Here is a 22,730-nt window from a genome sequence, read left to right on the forward strand (position 1 = left end):
GTCGAAGGTCCTTACGCGTTAGTTCTGCTGTGTCAGCGTGGCATCGAGCGCGCGCAGAACGGCCGCCGCGCTGCCGTTGCGCCAGCGCGCGAGTACGTGGCCGTCGGGGCGGATCAGATAGACGGTGCCCGGCTGTGCGTCGAGCATGTCGTGCAGGCGGCCGGTTGGGTCGATCGCTCGAGGGCTGTTTGCCGATTGCGCTTCGGCCGTGACGATATCGATCAGGTTGAACGGAACGCCTTGGCTGGCTAGCGTGCTTTGCAGTTGCTGCCACGCGTCACCATCGTTCGCGAGGTCTGCGTCGAAGCGCAGCGCTGTGAAGCACGGTCCGAGCAGATCGGTTAGATGAATGCCGAGCCGTGCGCCATCTTGCGATTGTTTGAGCAGCCTGCCCTCGGGCAGCACGGTACCCGGCGCGGGGCCGCGATCGAACGCATCGGCTCCGTCACCTGCGAAGTTCAGCGGCGATTGTCGATACGCGATTGCATGCGTCTGGCGCGGATTGATCAGCGGCCGCACCGCCGCATGCCGCTCGGCGAGCCCGAGCACGGCCGTGCGCAGCAAGTCGAACGCGAAGGTCGGCGGCGCCATGAACTCGGTACTTTTCATGCCGTAGCTCAGGTTCTCGCGCGCCGCGTACACACGTTCGTCGCTATAGCTATCGAGCAGCGCTGGCGACGCGCTCCGATTGATCACGCAGCCGAGCTTCCAGCCGAGATTGTCGGCGTCGTCGATGCCGGAGTTCGCGCCGCGCACGCCGAAGATCGGCACCAGATGCGCGGCGTCGCCCGCGAATAGCACGCTGCCATGCCGATAGCGTTCGAGCGTCAGCGCATTGGCCTTGTAGATCGTGATCCAGATCGGCGACCACGCGCCGGCTTCGCCCATCGAGTCGAGCAAGTTTTGCACGCGCGGTATCACGTTCTCGGGCAGCACGGCGGCGTCGGGGTCTTCGTCGTCGCGTAACTGATAGTCGATGCGCCACACGTTGTCAGGCTGCTTGTGCACGAGCACCGTCGAGCCCGGATTCGACGGCGGATCGAAGTACGCGAGCCGTTCGGTCGCGCGCGTGCTGTCGAGTTCGATATCGACGATCACGTAGCGGCCTTCGTAGGTCGTGCCTGTGAGCTTCAGCCCGAGCAGGTCGCGGATCGTGCTGCGTCCGCCGTCGCAGGCGACGACCCACGCAGCGTCCATCTGCCAGCTTTTGCCTTGCGGATCGGCAGGATCGGCGCTGCGCAAGGTCAAGCTCGCGCCGCCCTGCGGCCGTTGCTCGAGGCCCGTCACACGCGTTTGCCAGCGCACGTCGATCAGATCGGCGTGCCGTTCGATCTCATCGAGCAGCAACTGCTCGATCTGATACTGCGCGATATTGATCATCGGCGGCAGCGACTGCTCGTCGTCCTGATGCATCGCGAAGCGGAACACCTCGGTGTCGCGATAGAAACTGCGCCCGCCGGTCCACGCCAGCCCCTTTTGCAGAAAACCGTCGACGACGCCGAGCCGCTTGAAGATTTCGAGGCTGCGTCGCGAGATGCAGATCGCGCGGCTGCCGGTGCACACGCTGTCGTCCGCCTCGATCAGCACCGAGCGCACGCCCTGGCGCGCGAGCGCAAGCGCAAGCGTCATGCCGACCGGACCGCCGCCGACGATCGCGACGGCGCGCGCTTGTGGATCGCGTCCGTCGATGAGCGGCGGCACCACGGCCGGATAGCGGCGCGGGGCGAACGGATAGGGCTTGAACGGGCGGGTCATGCGTGTCTCCAGTTTGCTTGCGTTATCGGTGCAGTATGCGTCGGCGTTCGCGCGCGGCTGTCCTCATTTTGGGTATAACGCCGCGCGCGAGCGTGACGAGTGGTAGAGACCTGGACCTTCGCCGCTCGTTAGCCGTCCAGACAGGCGCGCAAGCTCCGCGCGAGGTGGCCCGCTTCACCTGCATTGGCGATGTTTGCGAAGCCCATCACAACGCCACGCGGCGTGCTACGCGTGCGACCATTCGCGTACCAGACCGAGAGCGGCAGAACGGCGAGCCCCGCTTCGCGGGCGCGCGCCGCAACCGCGACGTCGTCGACAGGGCCATCAGGGCCCTCGACGAACTGTGCCGCGAACTGGATTCCCCCTGGCGGCAGTTCGACGATCAGCCGTTCGCCGAACGCCTGCTCCAACGCGCGCACGATCAGCACGCGCCGCTCGGCGTATAACGCACGCATGCGCTTCAGATGTCGCGCAAAATGCCCCCGCTCGATGAAGTCGGCCAAAGCGGCCTGCAACACGGTTGGCGATCCGGCGTTCATGCTGCGCGCCACCCGCCCGACGCGCTCGACGGCCCGCTCCGGCACCACCGCATACGCGAGCCGCAAGCCGGGAAACATCACCTTGCTGAATGTGCCGCAGTAGATCACGTGATCGCGACGATCGAGGCTCTTCAATGCCGGCAATGGCCGGCCCAGATAGCGGAACTCGCTGTCGTAATCGTCTTCGACGATCCAGCTGGACGCTTGCTCTGCCCAGCCCAGCAACGCCATGCGTCGGCGGAGCGATAACGTGTGCCCGAGCGGGCTCTGGTGCGACGGCGTGACCAGCGCGAAGCGCGCCTGCGCATCCAGCCGTATGCCGTGTTCGACGTCGATCCCTTCTTCGTCCACCGGCACTGCGACGAGCTGCACGCCGGTTTCGGCGAGAAAACCGCGCGCGAGCAGATAGCCCGGATCTTCGTACCACACGCTGTCGTTCGGGCGGGCGAGACTGCGCAACACGAGCTCGAGCGTCGCACGGTAGCCGCCCGTCACGAACACCTGGTCCGGCAGGCAGGTCACCCCGCGCGACAGCCCAAGATACGTGGCGATGTGTTCGCGAAGCGGCCGGTAGCCGACAGGATCCGGGTACGCGAGCATCGCGCGCTCGCCGCTGCGCGCGCGATGCGAAACGAGACGATTCCAAACCTTGAGCGGAAACGCGTCAAGCGCGGGCAGCCCGGGTTGCAACGGCCGGGGCTCGCCGCTCATGGCGGCGGCAATGGCAAGCTGGCGCGGCGCCGGTTGAGCGCCGTGCGATTCGCCTGGCGTCTGAGCTGCGGTAGCCGGTTTAACGCTCTGCGTGCCGTTCGAACTCTTTGTGCTTTGCGTACGCGAGCGCGTCACTGAAGCGGGCAGCGAGGGCGACACGAACGTGCCAGCCGCACCGCGCATCTGGAGGTAGCCTTCGTCGACGAGGACCGTATATGCCAGTTCAACCGTGCCGCGCGCCGTGTTCAGTTGCGTAGCCAGGCTGCGCAGCGCGGGCACGCGATCGCCTGGACGCAGATGCCCTGCGGCGATCGCGGTTCTGAAGCGCGCGCAGATCTGCAGGTAGATCGGCAACTGGAGCTGCCGATCGATATCGACGGTGAATGCGGTAGGCGATACGGTCATCACGGTCTTGCCGGCAAGCAGACCGGAATCACGATGTCCTGGTCCGATCGACAATTCTTGGCACTTTTCGATAGTTCATGATCTTCTCACAATAGCCTCACACGATGCGACGGCGGCGAGTTCTTTCCCGCGATGCAACGGCCGCCAGCCGCCTGCCCGTGTCAACTGACTCTCATCTGGAGAATGTGCCATGAAGATCGTCGTAATCGGTGGTTCCGGCCTGATCGGCTCGCGCCTCGTCACGCTGCTCGGCGAGGCGGGTCATGAGGCCCTTGCTGCGTCGCCGCGTACCGGTGTGAACGCCGTGACGGGGGAAGGTCTGAGCAACGCGCTAGCGGGCGCGGACGTCGTAGTGGATGTGGCGAACGCCCCTTCCTGGGAGCCTCAGGCGGTGCTCGACTTTTTCCGCACCTCGACGCGCAACCTCGGCAAAGCCGAAGTGGCTGCAGGGGTACGCCATCACGTCGCGCTTTCCATCGTCGGCTGCGACCGCACGCCGGAAAATGCGTATTTCGTTGCCAAGGTCGCGCAGGAAGAGGCGATTGAAGCGGCGGGCGTGCCCTATACGATCGTGCGCGCGACCCAGTTCATGGAATTCATCGGCGCGATTGCTGATTCCGGCGCAGAAGGCGGGACGGTGCGCGTTGGGGACGGACTGTTCCAGCCGATAGCCGCGGACGACGTCGCAGCGATCCTCGCGCAGGTCGCTCTCGCCACGCCACTGAACGGCACAGTCGATATCGCGGGCCCGGACCGTGAACCGTTTGCCGCCATCATCAGACGTTATCTGAAGTCCGTCAGCGACCCGCGCCCTGTTGTGACGGATCAGGGTGCGCGCTATTACGGCGGCCGCGTCGAGGAACAGTCACTCGTACCGCTCGGCGAGGCGCGAATCGGCCGCGTGAGCCTGGACCAGTGGCTGGCGCAAACTGCAAACTGAAAAGGGGTGATTTCAGGTCGATGCGAAAGCAGAATCAGCATGTCTGCGAATATGTTCGAGAACCGGTATGAAGTGAAGACGCGGTCCCTAACTGATGTTTGTTCGAGCTTCCGCGGTGCCAGTGCAGCATCCGGGCCGACGAGCTTCCACCTCGGTTGGAAAAACGCGGCTTCCCAACCGGTGGACGATCCGGCATCGACGTTTATGCCGCTCGCTTCGCGAATACATCCTTGAACACGGGCATTGCCGAAAAGACGTTCGGCCAGCCTGCGTAAAAGGCGAGCTGCGTCAGCATTTCGGACGCCTCGTCCTTCGTCAGACCGTTGTCCAAGGCACGGCCGAGGTGATACGGAATCTGCGCGACCTGACCGCTGGCAACCAGGGCGCTCACCGTGACCAGGCTCCGGTCGCGTGGAGCGAGTCCTGGACGCAGCCAAAGGTCGCGGAAAAGCACATCGGTCGTGTACTGAACAACGCCGGGAGCGACCGAGCCGAAGCTTTGCTCGACCGCCTGCGCACGCTGTTGCTCTGCGACTTCGTTCAGTGGTAGCGGCTCGACGTCGGCCCGAGGGACCTGATCGATACCGATGCCACGTTCATCGAAGATGCACTTCGCGACGACAGCCGCTGCGGTCGCATTTCCCCAGCCGGAATAGAAGGCGAGGTGCGTGATCATTTCCGAAATCTCGGCAGGCTTCACACCGCTATCCAGCGCTAACCGGAGATAGAAAGGCATCTCGATGGTCTGGTGGCGGGCGATGAGCACCGACAGCGTCACGATGCTCCGGTCTCGCGGTGACAGTCGCGGCCTCTTCCAGAGGCCGCCGAGCACGGTCTGGCTCGTATAACGCGCGAATGCCGGAGAAACGAGAGTGAGATCAACTTGTGACAATGGATCTTGCATGTTTCCAGTCCTTTCCATACTGCTCGTCCGTGACCTTCTCCAGCCATTCGACGTTCTTGCCGTCGAGCGCTTCCTGAATGGCGATATGTGTCATCGCGGTCGTCGAAGTTGCGCCATGCCAATGCGTGTGGCCAGGCGGGCACCAGATCACGTCGCCAGCCCGGATTTCGACGCGCGGCTCGCCTTCGCACTGGGTCCAGCCACAGCCGGCCGTAACGATCAATGTCTGGCCGAGCGGGTGGGTATGCCAGTTAGTCCGCGCTCCCGGCTCAAAAGTGACGCTCGCGCACGAAACGCGTGCCGGCGGAGGCGGAGCGTTCAGCGGGTCGAGCCGCACCGTGCCCGTCAACCATTCTTCAGGGCCTTTCTTCGAGGGCTGGGAGCCCGCGCGTTTCAATTCCATGACTGTTCCTCGTCGGTATCGTCGGGGCGATATGCCACTGCTGTTAATCTAACTCCTGGCAATTGATGCGACTAGATCGCAATATCGGGATGCCCTTATGCTGTGGAGCATTAATTGAAAGAGGATTTCAACGATCTGGTCGGCTTCATGAACGTCGCGCGTGAGCGCAACTTCACGCGGGCGGCCGCGCAACTGGGAGTCTCGCAGTCGGCCTTGAGCCGGACGGTTGCCGGCCTTGAAAAGCGGATGGGCCTTCAGTTACTGATGCGCACTACCCGGAGTGTCTCGTTGACGGAGGCAGGCGAACGGCTACTGGCGGCGATTGCACCGCGCTTTCAGGAAATCGAAGCGGAGGTCGATTCTTTGCGCGCGATGACGAGCCGCCCAGGCGGAACTGTCCGGATCACGACCACCGACTACGCGGCAAACTCGTACGTTTGGCCGCGTCTGCAACCGTTGCTGCGCCAGTATCCGGATCTGAAGATTGAATTGCTCAATGACTACGGGTTAGCCGACATCGTCGCGGATCGGTACGACATCGGCGTGCGGCTAGGCGACCAGGTGGCCAAAGACATGATCGCGGTGCGAATCGCGCCTGACATGACGATGGCAATCGTGGGCTCTCCAGGCTACCTGCAATCGACCGCACCGGCGAAGACGCCGCAGGATCTAACGCTGCACAACTGCATCAATCTCCGATTGCCAACGCGAGATTCACTGCTGCCGTGGGAGCTACGGAAGGGGCGCCGAGAACTGCAGGTGCGGGTCGAAGGGCAGCTCACCTTCAATAGTGTCTACCAGATGATGGACGCAGCGCTTGGCGGGTTTGGCCTCGCGTACGTGCCCAAAGACCTGGCTGAGGCGCATGTCCGGGCCGGGCGCTTGAATTGGGTGCTGGAAGACTGGTTTCCCACGTTCGTCGGACATCACGTCTATTATCCAAGTCGCCGCAAATCATCCCGGGCAGTCGAGCTTGTGGTGGACGCATTGAAGAGCGGTTATCAGCGTCGAGCGCAGTGACCGGCAAATGGCGATCACGACGCAGATTTTCACCACTGCGGTCACGGCGTCAGCCTACCCAGCCTCAGCCGGCACTGGCCGTCTGCGACGGCTGCCGCATGGGCTGCCCAGCCGTCGCCGCGTGACATGCCTCGATCATCGCGCGGAACGTCGGCGACGCATGCAGTTCCCCGCCCGCATCGAGTTCGACGCTGCCGTCCGGCGCGTCGCCGACGCCGACGCCGACCACCAGCGTCGCGCGTGGCCGCCATTCGCGCGTGCGCCGCAGCATGTTGCGCAGGTACAGCGGCGACTCGGGCGCGTCGAGCGACACGATGCAGATGATCGACGTGTCCTTGAAGCTCGGCTCGTCGGCGCGTGCGCTGCGATAGCCCGAGTGCGTCGCCATCAGCGGCGCGAAGCCCTGGCGGTTCAGCAGTTGCACAGCGATCGCGGTCGTCACTTCGTCGAACGCGCCGCGGCCGGGCACGCACAACACCGCGGCCTTGCCCGCTCCGTCCGGCTGTTGCGAGCGCGCGAGCAGATCGCTGCGGTATCGCTCCGTGGCACCCGTGCCCGGCGACGCCAGGTCCGGCGCCCCGGCAAGCAGCGCGTTACCCGCGTCCGCCGGTTCGGCGGGCGACAGCGAATCGCGCAGCCCTTCGGCAATATCGAGGTTCTCGACGATATCGACGAGCGCGTCGTTGATCCGCTGCAACTGGTCGGGCATCAGCACGCCGCGCTGCGCGTCGTTGCGCGCGAGCCGCAGGCCTTCGAGCGCGACCTTGTCGTAGTAGTCGATCAGCGACATCTCGCGCAGCAGCCGTTCGGCCTGCACGATCGCCTCGTGCGGATCGTCGGCGAGCAGGCGCTGATAGAAGTTCTGCGCGGGCGTCAGCGCGGGCTGATCGCCGAGCAGCACGGTCAGGAAATTCAGCCGGTCCGCGTAGCGCCCGAGCGTGACGACGCACAGCGTGAGCGGCGTCGACAGCACGAGGCCGATCGGCCCCCACAGCCAGCTCCAGAAAATCGCCGCGACCACCACCGCGAGGGGCGACAGGCCCGAGCGATGACCGTACAGCAGCGGCTCGGCGATCTGCCCGGCGACCACGTCGACGACGATGAACAGGATCAGCGTGAGGACCGCCATCGTCCATTGTGGCTGGATCGCGGCCGCGAGAAAGAATGCGAGGATCGCCGCGATCCAGATGCCGATGTACGGCACAAAGCGCAGCAGCGCGGCGATCACGCCGAACAGCAACGCCCCCGGTACGCCGATGATCGCGAGCCCGATCGCGATGATGCCGCCCGCGCTCAGATTCACGCCGAGCTGCGCGACGAAATAGCGTGACAGGCGCCCGGCGGCGTCGTTGATCGCGGTAGTCGTGCGGTGCAGGTCGCGCGAACCGAACAGGCTGATCAGACGGTCGCGCAAATCCTCGCGCTGCAACAGGATAAAGATGGTCACGACGAGCACGATGAAGGTCGTCTCGATCGGCGCGATGGCCGGCGTCAGCGCGCGCTGCGCGAGTTGCACCGGCGTCGGCGCGGGCTGATGAACCTCGACCTGTTGCGGCACCTGCGGCGCGTTGCGCGCGGCCCGGCCGGTCGGGCGCGGCGGTGCGGGGCGCGATGGCGCCACGCGCTGCAGCGCGCCGGCAGCGCTGCTCATCAGGGCGTCGGCGCGGCCCACGGTCTTTTCCTGCACGGTTTCGATCTTCTGCTCGATCGCTTCCTGGTACTGCGGCAGCGCGTCCGCGAGCTGCACGAGCTGCGCGCCGATCAGCGCGCCGATCGCGAGCAGCGAGGCGAGAGCGAACAGCACCGCGATGAAGATCGACGGCAACTGGCCCATGTGCAGACGCCGCAGCATTTGCACGAGCGGCGCGAGCAGGAAGCTCAGCAGCACCGATAACGTGATCGGAATCAGTACCTCCCGCCCGAAGTACAGCCCGCACACGACCACCACGCCGGTGATCAGCGACACGAGGCCATGCAGGCCCGGCGTGCCCGGCGGGTAAACGCGGTTGGGCCGCCCCTGCGGTGGCGGTAGCGATATTTTCATGTAAGCAGAATTCCGGTTGGGACGCGTTGACGACCGAGCGGAGCACTGGTCCTCAGCAAGACAGATGCCCGAATTGTAGGTGGTTTGATGGGGTGGGGGTGCTTTGCCACGTCGTGGCGACCGGTAAGAGGCCGATTCAGATCGCCGGCCGCGCATCGTCTGGTTCCAGGAGGGCTGGTACGACGTACGCCGCCTGCACAGTAGGATTGGCTACCGTTTGACGCTCGAACTCGAGAACGCCAACACCCAACGGCGAGACCGTGAGCGAAGGGCGACGCATGCCAGGGTCACCAAAGGCAACATGGCGTCAGCGGCTGTCGAACTTATCGACACATTCCGACATGCGACACGATGAACGCGTGCGCCGGTCACGCAACATGCGTCGCGGGCTAGATCGCAATGAGCACTGCAACTACGCACAGCACAATGGTCAGAAGGCTGGAGCGGTTTTTTATTGCGTAGGCGATCGGGTCGTCGTGCATCTCACCGCGAAATGCAACCATCCAGACGCGGCTGATCCAGTACAGGAGCAGGCAAAACAGTATCCACAGCCGATGGGGATGGCTGTACAGCACCGTCACGTCGGTGGATTTCATGTAAAGCGCAAGGACTAGCACTGCAACATAGCCCGAGGCCGATCCGAATGAGCGAAGAATGTTCATGTCAGCAGTCAGATAGCCCCGGCCCGCTGCTGAGCCCTTGCCCTCTCGCTGCATCTTGTCGAGCTCTGTATAACGCTTCACCATGGCGAGACTGAGGAAAATCATGACCGAAAACATGATCAACCAGTCAGAGAGTACGACATCAACGGCAGCTCCTCCAGCCACGATACGGGTGGTGTACAGTGCAGCCAGCACGAACGCGTCTACCAGCATGATCCGCTTGAGGCGGAATGAATACGCGAGCGTCATCGCCACATAGCCGACCAGCACGAGTTGAAACGCTACCGGCAGCAGGGCGGCAAGGGCTGCCGATGCCAGCATCAGAACGAACATCAGAAAGATGCCCGCGGCAAGCGGCAGTTCACCGGATGCGAAGGGGCGCTCGCGCTTTCGGCTATGACGCCGATCTGCATCGAGGTCGAGCATGTCATTTAGCAGGTACACGGACGACGCACAGAAAGAGAAAGAAACAAAGGCTATTGCGTCGGCGCTCAGTGCCTCGACATTGGCAAACCGGTGCGAGGCGGGAAGCGGCACGAAGATAAGGAGATTCTTCACCCATTGATAGACGCGCATCTCTTTGATGACGAGCCAAAGGAGCGGTCTTTTGCTATCAAACACGACCGTTGCGTGATTGACTTTGGAGGCCGCAGCCTGGATGCTTTTTCCTCCAACGACGATTGCCTTGCAGGCCTGCTTCCACACGGGCACGTCAGCGTGGGAATCGCCGCAATAGTCGAAACCCTGTAGGCCGAACTCGGCCGTCAAGGCGCCGGCTTTGCTAGCGCCTGATAGATTTCGCAGCTCGTTGCTCGCCATCACGCCTTTGAAGAAGCCGAAATGCGAAGCGATCTGTTCTGCAAAGCGTTGATCGCCTGCCGTGCACAGGTAAAGGTCGCGACCGCTCGATCGCTCACGCTTCAGGAAATCAATCAGGCGAATCGCATGAGATCGCTATCAAGAGACAGATAGGTCCGGTGCGCTCACTTTATTGATAACCGAGCCTCTAGTTGTGTAGAGCGCCATTGGCGGGAAGCTGCTGAACAGCATCCGAGCGGTCAGGAAACGGGTTCGGCAGACCTTCCGTACTATTCTGTCTCGGTTTGTTGCGATATGAGGCGAAGCTCAGAGAATGCATACCCGACGAACGGTGGTCCCTCGTCGAACCGTTGCTACCCGTGGGGGCGCTCGCAACAGCTTCCAAGCCGACAGAAGTTCACCGACTGAGTACCGTCACAGCGGGAAACCGCATCAGATACCAGGCGTCTCGACTGTCTCCCACATAGCGAATATCAAGCAACCTCCCCGGGCGAACAGGATCGGCCGCCACGCCGCGAGCAACCAGACGCTCCAGGACGTCATGACGCAGCCAGAAAAGCGTCCCATTGTAAATCGCGGGCAGATAGTCCGTCTGGAATTCGGCGACGGAGTATATCCCGCTGTTGCTGCTCCAAAGGCCATGTGTTTCGATAACTTCCGGACGTTCCTTGCTCAGATAGTCCGCAAACCCTGCATACCCGCGACGCGCCAGCGATGGGTTGGTCAACAGCGCCGAATCCAGAATGTCCAGATGTTCGCAGCACAGTGCGGCGCCACCAACGTCTGGCGTCATGAACTTGAGTGTCGGTTGCCCCAGATACTCGCGCAGATGATCAACCGAAGCACCCGTCATCGCGTAGTTCGCTGGCGTAATTCCGCGCCAGTCACCGGGGAAATCGTGCCACGCTCTTTTTCGGGCCGCGTCTCCTGCCGCATTCAGCGCAGCGGGCAGCACGCCACGCATCGCCGCAAAGGATTACCGTGTCGACGTTGTCGCGCAGCAACGCAATGTTGAACAGGAAAGTTCCAGAAAGGCACAGCAAGAGCCCACGAAATACATATGGTTGACGCATATTCGCAAAGCGTTCTGCGAGAGAAAGGACGAAAAGGGGAACCACGGCCATGAACATCCGCCCGGTATACCCCCAATTTTTTCCCGATACGAGCGCGAATACGGCAAAAGAACATATTAGAAGTACAGGCATCGGATCCAGACGGCGCTTTTTCTCTCCCTTCCGGCTCAGGTACATGCCAGCCAGAAACGCGGCATTCACGAAAAGGAAATCCTTGAGACCGCGCAGCTTTACCAATACGCCGTCCCAGCCTTTTTTACTGTAGGGCATTTGCAGCTTGGCCAGGATGGTATTCGGCAATAGCGTGCCGAAGACACGATACCTCCAGATTGTCATCAGCAGAAAGCAAAGCATGAGCCAGACGCACATTCGAATGGCATGCGGCCTATCCTGCGGGCAAAACACGACCATCCAGCCAAGCGCGAATCCCAGATAGAACACCGCCTCGAAGCGAGTCAGCATCAGAAGCGGCAACAGTGCATAGGCGAGTGTCGATCGCGCGCGCCAGGAGAGCACGAACGCAAACAGCAGCAACGCAAAGACCGGCATTTCCATGCCATTGATGATCTCGGCCTGGCAGGCTGGCAGCAGCCCCAGCAAGCACACCACAATGAGGCGATGCGTTGGGCTCGGCAGGCACGGTTCAAGTGCGCGCCACACGAGCACCAGAGTAGCGCTCAGTGCGATGAAGGAGAGCAACTGCGCCGTCATGATCGCATCCAGAAAGCCTGGATGCATCATCCACTGCCCTATCGCCAACATTGCCGTCATGAGCAAAGTTGACGTACCTTCGGCCGGCGCCGAAGCTGATGTCAACGCGAATACCCCATGTCGCCCGAGTGTATGCGCATAGGCAATAGTGATGGCGCCGTCGTCCCAGCCATACGGGCCGACCAGCGCTATCGCTGTCAACGAAAGTGCCGCATACGCGACGACGAAGAGGAATCCGGTGGCTCCAACTCTCCCCTCGACACTGCGTGTCAGGTTCTCGGACATAGCCAGTCGACGTAAGTAGGATGGCTGATAATACATCGGGCAAGCGGCGAGGGAACGTGGCCCCGAATACATGGACGCAGGTTGGTTCGACTTTCCGTTTTGTACAGACCATTGTCCGATTTGCGCGTGACGAAATGCGAAGTGATTGGCGAACGCGGCATGCACGAGTCAGAGAATTGCTCGATGCGCACTCCTTGATCAAAACTGCGATCGAAACCGCATCAGTCAAAAAGTGCGACGTCCTTCGGCCGATCGACGGCATGGAAGACTACCGGTAGGGGCCGCCAATCCGCATGCTAGCCGACATGCACCCGCAGCATCTCCAGCAATAGCGAACTCACATACAGCAACAAGCCGATAAATCCGCCGACGATCGTCCCATTGATGCGGATGTACTGCAGATCCTTGCCGATATTCATCTCGACCTGGTGCGACATCTCGTGCGCGGGCCAGTTCTTCACCGTATCGCTGATATGGCGCGTGAGGAACCGCGCGAAATCCGGCGCCATTGCGCGCGCCGCTTCCTCGAGGTGATCGTTCAGCGATTGCCGCAGCGCTGGATCGCGCGCGAGTTCGCGGCCGACCCACGCGCCCATCGCGGCGACACGCGCATGCAGTGCCGAATCGGCGCTTTGCAGATCGCGCTTGAGCCACGCGCGCAACTCGCCCCACATGTCCTTCACGTAGCTGCCGAAAGCCTCGCCTTCGACCAGATAGCGCTTCAGTGCTTCGCCTTGCTGCAGGAACACGGGATCGGTCTTCAGCCGCACGATCAGCTTCTGCACCGCGTGGTCGAACTTGTCGCGCAGCTCGTGCGTGGGGTTCTCCGCGATCTGTTCGAGCATACGGTTCGCGGCGCTCGCGATCGCCTCCGCTCCCTTGTCGCCGAGCCATACCGACGGCAGAAACTTCTCCATCGTCGGATACTCGCTTTTCACCCAATCGACGATGCGCGCGGCAATGAATTCGCGCGCCGGCGCCCCGCGCAGCACCGCGATCACCTGATCGATCGCGGTGTCGAGCAGTTCCTGATGGCGGCCGTCGCGCGTCAGCGTGTCGAGAACCGCGCCGAGCGATTGCGACAGATCGACCTTCGCGAGCACGTCGCGCAACCCGTCCCTGATGAAGTTCTGAATGCGCGCGTCGTCGGCCACGTCGAGGATGCCGCCGGTGAGCCGCACCACGTAGTCGCCGAGGCGCGCGGAGTTGGCCGATTCGCTGAGCCACGCGGTGATGGTCTGCGCCGGATCATGCCGGCGGATCAGACCGACCAGCGACGGCACGTCGAGAAACTTGTCCTGCACGAAGTGCGCGAGGTTGTCGGCGATCTTGTGCTTGTTGCGCGGGATGATCGCGGTGTGCGCGGACACGAGCGGAATCGGCACGCGGCGAAACAGCGCCGCGACCGCGAACCAGTCGGCGAGCGCGCCGACCATCGCGGCCTCGGCGACGGCCTTGATGCCGTCGACCCACAGGCCGCGCGGCAGGAATGCGGCGACGACGAAAACGCAGGCGGCCGCGAGCAGCAGCAGTAAAGGCGTGCGCTTGGCCTTCTTCAGTTCGGTGATCTTGTCCATCGGGCGCGGTTGATCGTGTCGGGCGGGGGCTGGAAAGTCGGCGGGCTCAGCCGGTTCGGTTGCAATGATGCGGTACGGCCCGCGCGCGCGTCCAGCCTGGATACGCGCGCGCAATACGCGCCGGCGCTTCGGCAAGGTAACATTCGCGATCGGGCTCCTCGGCGAAATCAACGCAAGAGGACGCAACGCAATCGCAATCGCAATGGAGGCACAGTGATCAGGTTTCTGCACACCGCGGACTGGCAGATCGGCACGCAATTCGGTCAGTTCGAACCGGACGAGGCCGCGCATCTCGCCCAGGCGCGCTTCGACACCGTGCGCCGCATCGCCGAAGAAGCGGCCGCGCGCAACGTCGACGCGGTGCTCGTCGCGGGCGACGTGTTCGATCTGCAGACGGTGTCGGACACCGTGATCCGACGTTTGTTCGCCGCGCTGCAAGCGTTTTCCGGAGCGTGGATCATGCTGCCGGGCAATCACGACGCGGCGCTCGTCGAAAGCGTGTGGACCCGCGCGCAGCGGCTCGATTGCGTGCCGCCGAACGTGCGCCTCGTGCTCGAAGCCGGCGTCGTGCTGCTCGACGCGTGCCGTTGCGCGCTGCTGTGCGCGCCGCTCACGCAGCGCATCACCTACGACGACACCACCGCGTTGTTCGATTCCACCGATACTCCGCCCGGCTATCACCGCGTGGGGCTTGCGCATGGCAGCGTCGGCGGCATTCTGCAAGACGGCATCGATTCGTCGAATCCGATCGCGCCGACGCGCGCCGCCAGTGCGCGGCTCGACTATCTGGCGCTCGGCGACTGGCACGGCCATCTGCGCGTCGACGAACGCACGTGGTACGCGGGCACGCACGAGCAGGACCGTTTCCGCGCGAACGAGCCGGGCTTCGTGCTCGACGTTACCGTCAGCGATCCCGGCGCGGTGCCGCAGGTCGACGCGGTGCGGGTCGGGCAATACCAGTGGCATCGCTGGGACGAGACGATTTCGGTGCCGACCGATGTCGATGCATTGAAAACCCGCCTCGCCGAACTCGGCGCGAATGACGTGCTGCGCATCGAGGTCGGCGGCACCGCGGCGCTCGCCGATGCCGAGGCGCTGCATGTCGCGGTCGAACAGGCGCGCGCGCGCGTGCGCGCGTTGCGTGCCGATCTGGGCAGTCTGCACGTGCTGCCGACCGCCGACGATCTCGCCGAACTCGGCGCGCAAAGCGGCTATCTCGCGAAGGTGGTGGCGCGGCTGCGCGGTCTGCAGGAAGACGCGCAAGCCGATCCGCAAGAGGCGCGGCGCGCGGCCGAGGCGTTGCTGCTGCTGGCGCGTTTTCAGCGCGACCAGCGGCAACGCGATTCGCAGGCCGCACCACCCGCGCAGACGCGCGAGCGGCAGCAACCTGAAGCGCCGCGTGAAGGAGCCCCCGCATGAAGCTGCAACGTATCGCGATTCAGGAATTCAGGCAGTTCGGCGGGCAGATCGTGATCGACGATCTGCAGCCCGGTCTCAATCTGTTCATCGGCCCGAACGAGGCCGGCAAAAGCACGATTGCCGAGGCGGTGCGCACGGTGTTCCTCGAACGCTACAAGGCGTCGCATCTGAAAGACCTGTTGCCGTGGGGGCTCGCGAGCGGGCAGCCGTCGGTCGAGGTCAGCTTCGAGCTCGATGGTGTGGCGTGCCGTCTGTCGAAGCAGTTCGTGTCGCGTCAGCGTTGCGAGCTGAGGATCGGCCAGGCCGTGTATAGCGAGGACGAAGCCGAAGACAAGCTCGCCGCGCTGCTCGGCTTCTCGCGCGCGGCGCGCGGTCCGATGAAAGCCGAGAACGCCGGCGTGCCGGGTCTGTTGTGGGTGCAGCAAGGCGGCACGCAGGAGATGCGCGATTCGACCGGGCACGCGGCGCAGTATCTGCGCGACGCGCTCACGCAACTGTCGGGCGGCCGCGAAGCGGGCGGCGAGGACGCGCTGATCGCGGCCGTGCAGCGCGAGCTGCGGCAACTGCTGACCGCGCGCACGCAGAAGTCGACCGGGCCGCTCGCCGAGGCGGAGCAGAAGCTCGCCTCGCTGATCGCGAGCCGCGACGAGCTGCAACAGCAGCGCCAGCAGTTCGACGACAACATCGCGCGCCTCGCCGCCCAACAGCAGGCATTCGACGACGCCGAGCGCAGGCGTCCGTGGGAGCTTCACGAGCAGAAGGCCGCGCTCGCGCAGCAACGTGCCGCGGCGGTCGAACGACTCGAACGCGGTCTCGAAGGGCTCGCGCAGTCGCTGAAGATCGGCGAGGCCGAACTCGCGTTGTCGGTGCAGCAGGAGCAGGGCGCGCTCGAACTGGAGGCGGCCATCGCGCGCGAACGCGAGCAGCTCGACGCGGCGCGCGCGGAGGTCGCGGCCGCGCAAACCGCGCATGTACAGGCGCAAAGCCGTGTGGCGCAATTCGAGCAGGCATCGGCCGAGGCGAACCGCGCGCTCGAACTCGCGAACGCGGCCGTGACCGCCGCCGATCTGCGCAGCCAGGTCGATTTCTATCGGGCGGAGGGCCAGCGGCTCGAAGCGTCGATCGGCGAGGCGGACAAGGCGAACGCGGCGGTGTTGCAGGCCGCGCGAGACGCGGCGGCGCTCGAACTCGACGACGCGCAGTTCAAGCGCCTCGTCGCGCTCGACGGCGAACTGACCGTGCTGCGCGCGCGGACCGAAGCGGCGATGACGCGCATCGAGTACAGCTTGAATGGCGAGTTGAGCGTCGGCGATCAGACGATCAGCGGCACGGGCGTGCTGCATGTCGACGATGAAAAGCGCATCGGCCTCGGCAAGCTCGGCGAATTGCGCGTGATTCCGGGCGTGTCCGATCTGTCCGCGCGGTTGTCGGAGCTGGCGTCGCTCGAGGCGAAGCACGCGCAGTTGCTGCGCTCGCTCGGCGTCGCGTCGGTGGGCGATGCGCAGGCGCGTCACGAGCAATGGAAAACGCTGGTCGCGCAACAGAACAGCCAGGCGAGGATTCTCGAGGTCCATGCGCCGCAAGGCATCGATGCGTTGCGTGCGGCGCTGGCATCGACGGCGGCGCGCTTGCAGGCGTCGAGCGAGCGCCTTGCCAGTCTGCCCGACGTGTCCGCGGCGCCACCGCTCGACGACGCGCGCCGCAACGCCGACATCGCGCGCGACGCGTTGGAGATCGCGCGCAAGGTGCTCGCGCAGGCGGCGGGCGCGCAATCCAGCGGCGTTGCGAAGGCCGATTCGCTCACGGCGCAGTTGCAGCGCAAAGAAGCGCAGCTGCACGACGAGGCGTTTCGGCGCAACCGCGCGCAATGGCAGGCGCATATCGTCGAGCAACGCATCAAGGTCGATGCGCTGAAGAACCAGCGCGGCGAGCGCGAGCGCGAACTCGATGCGGCGCGTCTGGACGACCCCGTGGCGGAGGCGAAGCGCTATCGCGCATCGGCGGAGCTCGCGCGCAACGAGCAGCACGAGCGTCAACTGCGGATCGCGGAGCTGCGTAGCCAGCTCGAAACGATGGGCGCATCGGGCCTCGGCGAACGGCTTGCCGCGCTCGAAGCCCAGGTTGAGCAGGCCACGCGTCGCAACGACGAACTGCGCCTGCGCGCGAGCGCGCTGAGTCTGCTCGACGAAGTGCTGGTCGACGAACGCGACGCCGCGCTCGCCCAACTGCGTGCGCCGTTGACCGAGCGGGTCGGTCACTACCTGAAGCGGCTTTTTCCGCAGTCGAGCCTCGCGCTCGGCGACGATCTGATTCCGGCGATGCTCGATCGCGACGGCCGCGCGGAACTGCTCGATGCGCTCAGCTTCGGCACGCGCGAACAGCTCGGCATCCTGACGCGGCTCGCGTATGCGGATCTCTTGCAGGCCTCAGGCCGGCCGACTCTGCTGATGCTCGACGACGCCGCGGTACACACCGATGCCGCGCGCCGCGACGCGCTCAAACGCGCGTTGATCGACGCGGCGACGCGGCATCAGATTCTGGTGTTCACGTGCCATCCGGAGTTGTGGGACGACCTGGGCGTCAGGCAGCGGGCGGTGCAGGATCTGAAGGTGGGGTGAGCGGGGCGGGCCGGTACCACCCGGTACGGTCCGCTTACTCGTACCACCGCGGCGTGTACACCCACTGCGCGCCGTGATGACCGCAAGCGAATCTTCTCGTCAGCGACGACCCGACGATCACCATCGTGCGCATATCCACATCGGCCGAGCGAAGCTCGCCGAGCGTCAGCGTGCGCAGCGTGCCGCCGGGCCGGCCGATATCGCGACCCAGCACCACCTGGGTCGATGGCACGCGATACTCCCGCACGATGTCGAGTGCCTTGTCGAGTTGCCACGGACGCGCGCGCGAAATCGGGTTGTAGAACGCCATCACGAGATCGGCTTGCGCCGCATGGCGCAGGCGGGTTTCGACGATCGTCCACGGCTTCAGGTTGTCCGACAGCGACAGCATGCAGAAGTCGTGGCCAAGCGGCGCGCCGGCCTGCGCGGCGGTCGCGAGCGCGGCCGACACGCCCGGCACGATCGATAGTTCGACGGCCGCCCATGCGTCGTTCCGGGAAGCTTCGAGCGCTTCGAGCACGGCGGCCGCCATCGCGAACACGCCGGGGTCGCCCGACGACACCATCACGACCGAGCGGCCTTCGCTCGCGAGCTCGAACGCGTGCCGCGCGCGCTGCATTTCCTCGCGATTGTCGGTGCCGTGCACGCGCTGACCGGCGCGCAGCGGGCCGGCCATTTTCACGTAGGTGTCGTAGCCGAGGATGTCGGTCGCTTCGTTCAACGCGGTGCGCGCGGCCGGGACCATCAGCTCGGCCCGGCCGGGACCGAGGCCGATCACGGTCAGACGGCCTCGGGCACGGCCGAGCGTCGCGGGGTCGATGGCGAGCGGGGAGAGGGCGAGCGCGACGTTGGGGTGCGCATCGTCGTGCAGCGTTTCGTGGGGGACGCGTAGCGCGGTATGCAGCAACCTTGCGGCACTCGATTCGCCCGGTTCGGCGCTGGCATCGGCGAAGCGCAGCGGCACCTCGAGAAGCCTTGCCGCTTGCGCGAGCGCCGGGTCGGCCATGCTCGTCGATGGCGCGAGCAAGGCCGCAAGCGAAAGCATCGCGAGACCCTGCGCGTTCAGTGCCGCGCGCACGCGCGCGACGATCGCGTCGGCGGCATCGGCATCGTCGCTGGCGACAGCCGCCACCACACTGCGCGGATGAATCACGAGCTCGTCTTCACGCCCATCCCACGCGCGCGGCGTCACGCGAATCGCGAGACGCGCCGACGCCGAGCGCGGCAGTTGCGCGTCCTCGAGCCACGGCGCGTCGCCTTCGATGCGCGTGCTTTCGCCCGCGAGCAGATCCGACACGAAGCGCTTGCCCTGACCCAGGTCGGCGAGCGCATAGCCATCGGGCGGATTGAGCACGCAGGTGCCGAAACGCAGCTCGCCGCTCGTCGTGATCGCGGGCTGTACGGCCAACGCCGCGGCGATGTCGCGCGCCATCACGTTGACGCCCGCGAGGCCGCCGAGCAGCGGCACGACCGCGCTGCCGTCCTCGGCGACCGCGAGGACCGGCGGCTCGGCGCCTTTGTTCGACAGCAGCGGCGCGAGGCAGCGAATCACGATGCCGGCCGCGCACAGCGCGACGATCGGCGTGCCGCGCGCATACAGCTCGCGCAGATGCGCGCCGAGTTCGCCGTACGAGACGTCGGCGTCGACGCGCCCTTGCAGCGCATGGACCTGGCAGTCCGTGGCAACGCCGGCCGCGGCATGCGCGCCACGCTCGACATACGACGCCTGAATCCGCCGCGCGGTCGCAAGCGCGCCCGTACCGAGAATCACGATGGCGGGCGCGTTCATCCTTGCCATTTTTGCCCCGGCACGACCAGCAGTGAGAAATACGGCGACGCCATCGGATCGACTTCCGCGAGCGGCACGATGCGCTGATTTCGCATCGTCGCGCGTTCGACGTACAGCGCGCGCTGCGCGAGTCCGAGTTCGTCGAGTACGCGCCGTACCTTGTCGAAATTGCGGCCGAGTTTCATGATGACCGCCGCGTCGGCGTCGGCCAGACGGCGGCGCAATTCATCTTCGTGCAGCACGCCCGACAGCACCGACAAGCTCTGGTTGCGATAGACGAGCGGCGCGCCGAGCACCGCCGCGCCGCCGAGCATCGAGCACACGCCGGGCACTACCTCACTGTCGTAGCGCGCCGCGAGCCGGTCGTGCAGATACATGTACGAGCCATAGAAGAACGGATCGCCTTCGCAGATCACCGCGACGTCGCGGCCCGCGTCGAGATGGCCCGCGACGATTTCGGCGGCGGTGTCATAGAAGTCCGCGATGATCGCTTCGTACGACAGCGGCGGTTCGAGTGCTTCGGTGGTGACCGGATAGACGAGCGGCAGATGCTGCTGCGCGTCGTGCAGATGCGCCTCGATGATGCCGAACGCGTTGCCCTTCTTGCCCTTCGCGACGAAATACGCGACCACCGGCGCCGCTTTGAGCAGCCGCAGTGCCTTCAACGTCAGCAATTCCGGGTCACCGGGACCGACGCCGATGCCGTACAGCCGTCCGCGACTCGTTAGCTGGCTCGCCATTTATTCGACCTCCGTCGCAAGCGCGTTGACCGCGGCGGCGGCCATCGCGCTGCCGCCGCGCCGTCCGTGCACGACCACATAGGGGACGCCGCGGCTGTTTTGCGCGAGTGCCGCTTTCGATTCCGCCGCGCCGACGAAGCCGACCGGAAAGCCGAGAATCAGCGCCGGCTTTTGCGCGCCGGCATCGAGCATGTCGAGCAGATGAAACAGCGCGGTCGGTGCATTGCCGATCACGACGACGCTGCCCGCCAGATGCGGGCGCCACAATTCGAGCGCGGCGGCCGAGCGCGTGTTGCCGATTTCGCGCGCGAGCGCGGGCACGTCCGGGTGCGTGAGCGTGCAGATCACTTCGTTGTTCGCGGCCAGCCGCGCGCGCGTGATGCCTTGCGCGACCATGCCCGCATCGCACAGGATCGGCGCGCCTTGCGAGAGCGCGCGGCGGCCCGCGCTGCCGGCGCCGTCGGAGAACGCGAGGTCGTCGATCACGTCGACCATGCCGCACGCGTGGATCACGCGCACCGCGAGCTTTTCGAGGTCGGCGGGGATGCGCGCGAGGTCGGCCTCCGCGCGGATCGTCGCGAACGATTGGCGATAGATCTCCTGACCGTCGCGAATGTAATCAAGCATGTGGAGTACTCCGGGCGAGGCGCGCGAGCAGCGCGGCGGCCTCGTCGATCGTCAGTTGGGGCGCGACGCATTGGCCGAAGCCGGGGCGGCCGTCGCGTCGATAAAGGTCGTAGAGGCCGGGCGCGGCGGCGAGCAGCGTGTAAGGCGCGCGATGGGCGGCCGCGCAGGAGCGCGGACAGCCGGTCAGATGCACGTCGACGCCGGCGGGTAAGCGCTCGGCGAGTTGCAGCGCGTCGGTCTTGGTGTCGGCGAGGCCCTTCGCGCAACCGGCCGAACCGGTGCAGGCGATCACGTGCGTGATGGCCTGCGCGGGATCGCACGCGAGACCGAGTGCGATCAGCTTCGCGAGCACGGCGGGCACCGCTGTCGTCGCGATGTCGGGCAGCAGCACGCTTTGCCATGGCGTCGCGTGCAACCTGCCGTTGCCGTGTTTTTGCGCGAGCGCAGCCAGGGCGCGCAGCGTGGCCGCATCGATCCGGCCGAGCGGTGGTTGGCCGCCGACATGCGACGTGCCGTCGCCGCGCTGCGCGTGCGCGCCGAGCCGCAGCGATGGGTCGGCGGCGATGTGCCGTTGCCAGTGGCTCAGCGATGCGTCGCGCGCGAGCGGGAAATCGACGTAGCGCTGCGCGTGCTGCAGCAGCGCGTCGGCGCAATGCGTGGCGAGCAGGTCGCGCATGCGGGTCGTGTCGGCTGCGGCGAGGTCGAGGAACGTGTGCAGCAACGCGCGCAGGAGCGCGGGCACGCGCGACGCCGGCACCGCCGCGAGCGCGCCCGTGCCGTTGGAATCGTGATGGTCGCGCGGGTTCGAGTTCTCGCCTGCCGGAGCCGGGCACCCCGCGAGGCCGAACACAAAGCGCACGCCTTCTTCGTCAGCCGACGCCGCGAGCCACACGTCATGCGGATGATCGACCCGCGCAAGGTGTTCGCCGCCGTCGAGCAGCAGCGCGAATTTCGGCGACAACGCTACCAAGCGCGCATCGCCTTGCAGCAGCGTCAGCAGTTCTCCGCACAGCGGCGTCGTGTCGATCAGCGCGTGCGGATCGCGGCCGGCGGCGGGGCTGATCATCACGTTGCGGACGTCGTCGGCGGAACTGAGCGCGCCGGCCGGTCCAAGCCCCGCGCCGATCAGCGCCGCGCTCAACGCCGCTTCGTGTCCGTTACGCACGCCGCGCAGTTGCAGATTCGCGCGATTGGTCAGCTCGGCGACGCCGTTCGCGTGCCGCGTGCTGGCATCGGCGATCGCGCGTGCCTGCGCCGCGCTCAGCACGCCGCCGGGCAGTTTGATGCGGCAGATGCCGCCGTCGCGCGCGGAGACGATGCGCAGCAACCCCGGACATGTCGAGGACCGCGGTGTCGTGACCGCGTGGGACGAAACGGTGGGAGGCGAAGCTCGATTCAAAGGGGCACCGGGTTTAGCGTCGCGCGACGGCATGGCTGCGGCCTCGCTGCATGCTGCCCGACGAGGGCCGGCGTGAACTGTGCGGCCGAAAGGCGCTTCGGGCCGACCGTGGGCAATGAAAGCGGCCATTATATCTTTACGCTGTGGCCGCAGCGCCTGTTTGCCGGCCATCGCGCGATGCCGGTGATCCCGGGTGCATGGCGCTCCGCCGCGAAGCCGCGGGCCGCATGGCGGCGGTATCATGCGGACTTTCGCAACCGGCGCTCCGAGCGTGCGCAAAGCCGCATGCG

At 65.3% G+C, this 22,730-nt stretch carries 17 protein-coding genes; 4 read left to right on the plus strand and 13 right to left on the minus strand.

The window, feature by feature from the left end; genetic code table 11:
- Window positions 1-18: 18 nt before the first annotated feature.
- Window positions 19-1,755, minus strand: a complete 1,737-nt coding sequence (locus OKW37_RS29970) for an FAD-dependent oxidoreductase (RefSeq protein ID WP_429403069.1) — start codon at window positions 1,753-1,755, stop codon at window positions 19-21.
- Between the two features lie 128 nt (window positions 1,756-1,883).
- The gene (locus OKW37_RS29975; RefSeq protein WP_429404316.1) at window positions 1,884-3,410 is read right to left on the minus strand and encodes a PLP-dependent aminotransferase family protein; all 1,527 of its coding nucleotides are present in this window, start codon (window positions 3,408-3,410) and stop codon (window positions 1,884-1,886) included.
- Between the two features lie 190 nt (window positions 3,411-3,600).
- Between OKW37_RS29975 and OKW37_RS29980 the strand changes: the two genes are divergently transcribed.
- Entirely contained in the window at window positions 3,601-4,350 is a 750-nt protein-coding gene (locus OKW37_RS29980; protein ID WP_429403070.1) for an SDR family oxidoreductase, read from the plus strand.
- Between the two features lie 202 nt (window positions 4,351-4,552).
- On the opposite strand, the gene OKW37_RS29985 is transcribed toward OKW37_RS29980, so the two are convergent.
- Window positions 4,553-5,254 carry a carboxymuconolactone decarboxylase family protein gene (locus tag OKW37_RS29985; RefSeq protein ID WP_429403071.1) on the minus strand — a complete coding sequence of 234 codons (702 nt, stop codon included), beginning with the start codon at window positions 5,252-5,254 and terminating at the stop codon, window positions 4,553-4,555.
- Complete coding sequence (locus OKW37_RS29990) at window positions 5,229-5,657, minus strand: (R)-mandelonitrile lyase (RefSeq protein WP_429403072.1); 429 nt, start codon at window positions 5,655-5,657, stop codon at window positions 5,229-5,231. The genes OKW37_RS29985 and OKW37_RS29990 overlap by 26 nt, the downstream gene beginning before the upstream one ends.
- A 114-nt stretch (window positions 5,658-5,771) precedes the next feature.
- On the opposite strand from OKW37_RS29990, the gene OKW37_RS29995 reads away from it, so the two are divergent.
- Window positions 5,772-6,677 (plus strand): LysR family transcriptional regulator, encoded by a 906-nt coding sequence (locus OKW37_RS29995; protein WP_429403073.1) that lies wholly within the window; start codon window positions 5,772-5,774, stop codon window positions 6,675-6,677.
- Window positions 6,678-6,741: 64 nt separating this feature from the next.
- On the opposite strand, the gene OKW37_RS30000 is transcribed toward OKW37_RS29995, so the two are convergent.
- From OKW37_RS30000 to OKW37_RS30020, 5 genes are all read right to left on the minus strand, one after another.
- Entirely contained in the window at window positions 6,742-8,721 is a 1,980-nt protein-coding gene (locus tag OKW37_RS30000; RefSeq protein ID WP_429403074.1) for an AI-2E family transporter, read from the minus strand.
- A gap of 389 nt (window positions 8,722-9,110) precedes the next feature.
- Window positions 9,111-10,325 (minus strand): UbiA family prenyltransferase, encoded by a 1,215-nt coding sequence (locus tag OKW37_RS30005; protein ID WP_429404318.1) that lies wholly within the window; start codon window positions 10,323-10,325, stop codon window positions 9,111-9,113.
- A 274-nt stretch (window positions 10,326-10,599) separates the two neighbouring features.
- A complete protein-coding gene (locus tag OKW37_RS30010) occupies window positions 10,600-11,055 on the minus strand; it encodes a hypothetical protein (protein ID WP_429403075.1) in 456 nt (151 codons plus the stop codon).
- A 31-nt stretch (window positions 11,056-11,086) separates the two neighbouring features.
- On the minus strand, window positions 11,087-12,271 hold the full coding sequence (locus tag OKW37_RS30015; protein WP_429403076.1) for a hypothetical protein: 1,185 nt from the start codon (window positions 12,269-12,271) through the stop codon (window positions 11,087-11,089).
- Between the two features lie 296 nt (window positions 12,272-12,567).
- Entirely contained in the window at window positions 12,568-13,848 is a 1,281-nt protein-coding gene (locus OKW37_RS30020) for a DUF445 domain-containing protein (protein WP_429403077.1), read from the minus strand.
- 213 nt (window positions 13,849-14,061) lie between these two features.
- Between OKW37_RS30020 and OKW37_RS30025 the strand changes: the two genes are divergently transcribed.
- Together OKW37_RS30025 and OKW37_RS30030 are read left to right on the plus strand one after the other, a co-directional pair.
- Complete coding sequence (locus tag OKW37_RS30025) at window positions 14,062-15,267, plus strand: metallophosphoesterase family protein (protein WP_429403078.1); 1,206 nt, start codon at window positions 14,062-14,064, stop codon at window positions 15,265-15,267.
- On the plus strand, window positions 15,264-17,885 hold the full coding sequence (locus OKW37_RS30030; protein WP_429403079.1) for an AAA family ATPase: 2,622 nt from the start codon (window positions 15,264-15,266) through the stop codon (window positions 17,883-17,885). The genes OKW37_RS30025 and OKW37_RS30030 overlap by 4 nt, the downstream gene beginning before the upstream one ends.
- A gap of 34 nt (window positions 17,886-17,919) precedes the next feature.
- On the opposite strand, the gene cobJ is transcribed toward OKW37_RS30030, so the two are convergent.
- The 4 genes from cobJ to cobG are packed head-to-tail and all read right to left on the minus strand — an operon-like array spanning window position 17,920 to window position 22,473.
- Entirely contained in the window at window positions 17,920-19,674 is a 1,755-nt protein-coding gene (gene cobJ / locus OKW37_RS30035; RefSeq protein ID WP_429404320.1) for a precorrin-3B C(17)-methyltransferase, read from the minus strand.
- A complete protein-coding gene (locus tag OKW37_RS30040; RefSeq protein ID WP_429403080.1) occupies window positions 19,671-20,414 on the minus strand; it encodes a precorrin-2 C(20)-methyltransferase in 744 nt (247 codons plus the stop codon). Before OKW37_RS30040 ends, cobJ begins: the two co-directional genes overlap by 4 nt.
- Complete coding sequence (locus tag OKW37_RS30045; protein WP_429403081.1) at window positions 20,415-21,041, minus strand: precorrin-8X methylmutase; 627 nt, start codon at window positions 21,039-21,041, stop codon at window positions 20,415-20,417.
- Window positions 21,034-22,473 (minus strand): precorrin-3B synthase, encoded by a 1,440-nt coding sequence (cobG, locus tag OKW37_RS30050; RefSeq protein WP_429403082.1) that lies wholly within the window; start codon window positions 22,471-22,473, stop codon window positions 21,034-21,036. The genes OKW37_RS30045 and cobG overlap by 8 nt, the downstream gene beginning before the upstream one ends.
- Window positions 22,474-22,730 lie beyond the last annotated feature (257 nt).

The sequence above is a fragment of the Paraburkholderia sp. MM5482-R2 genome, from assembly GCF_050436125.1.
Classification (GTDB): Bacteria; Pseudomonadota; Gammaproteobacteria; order Burkholderiales; family Burkholderiaceae; genus Paraburkholderia; species Paraburkholderia tuberum.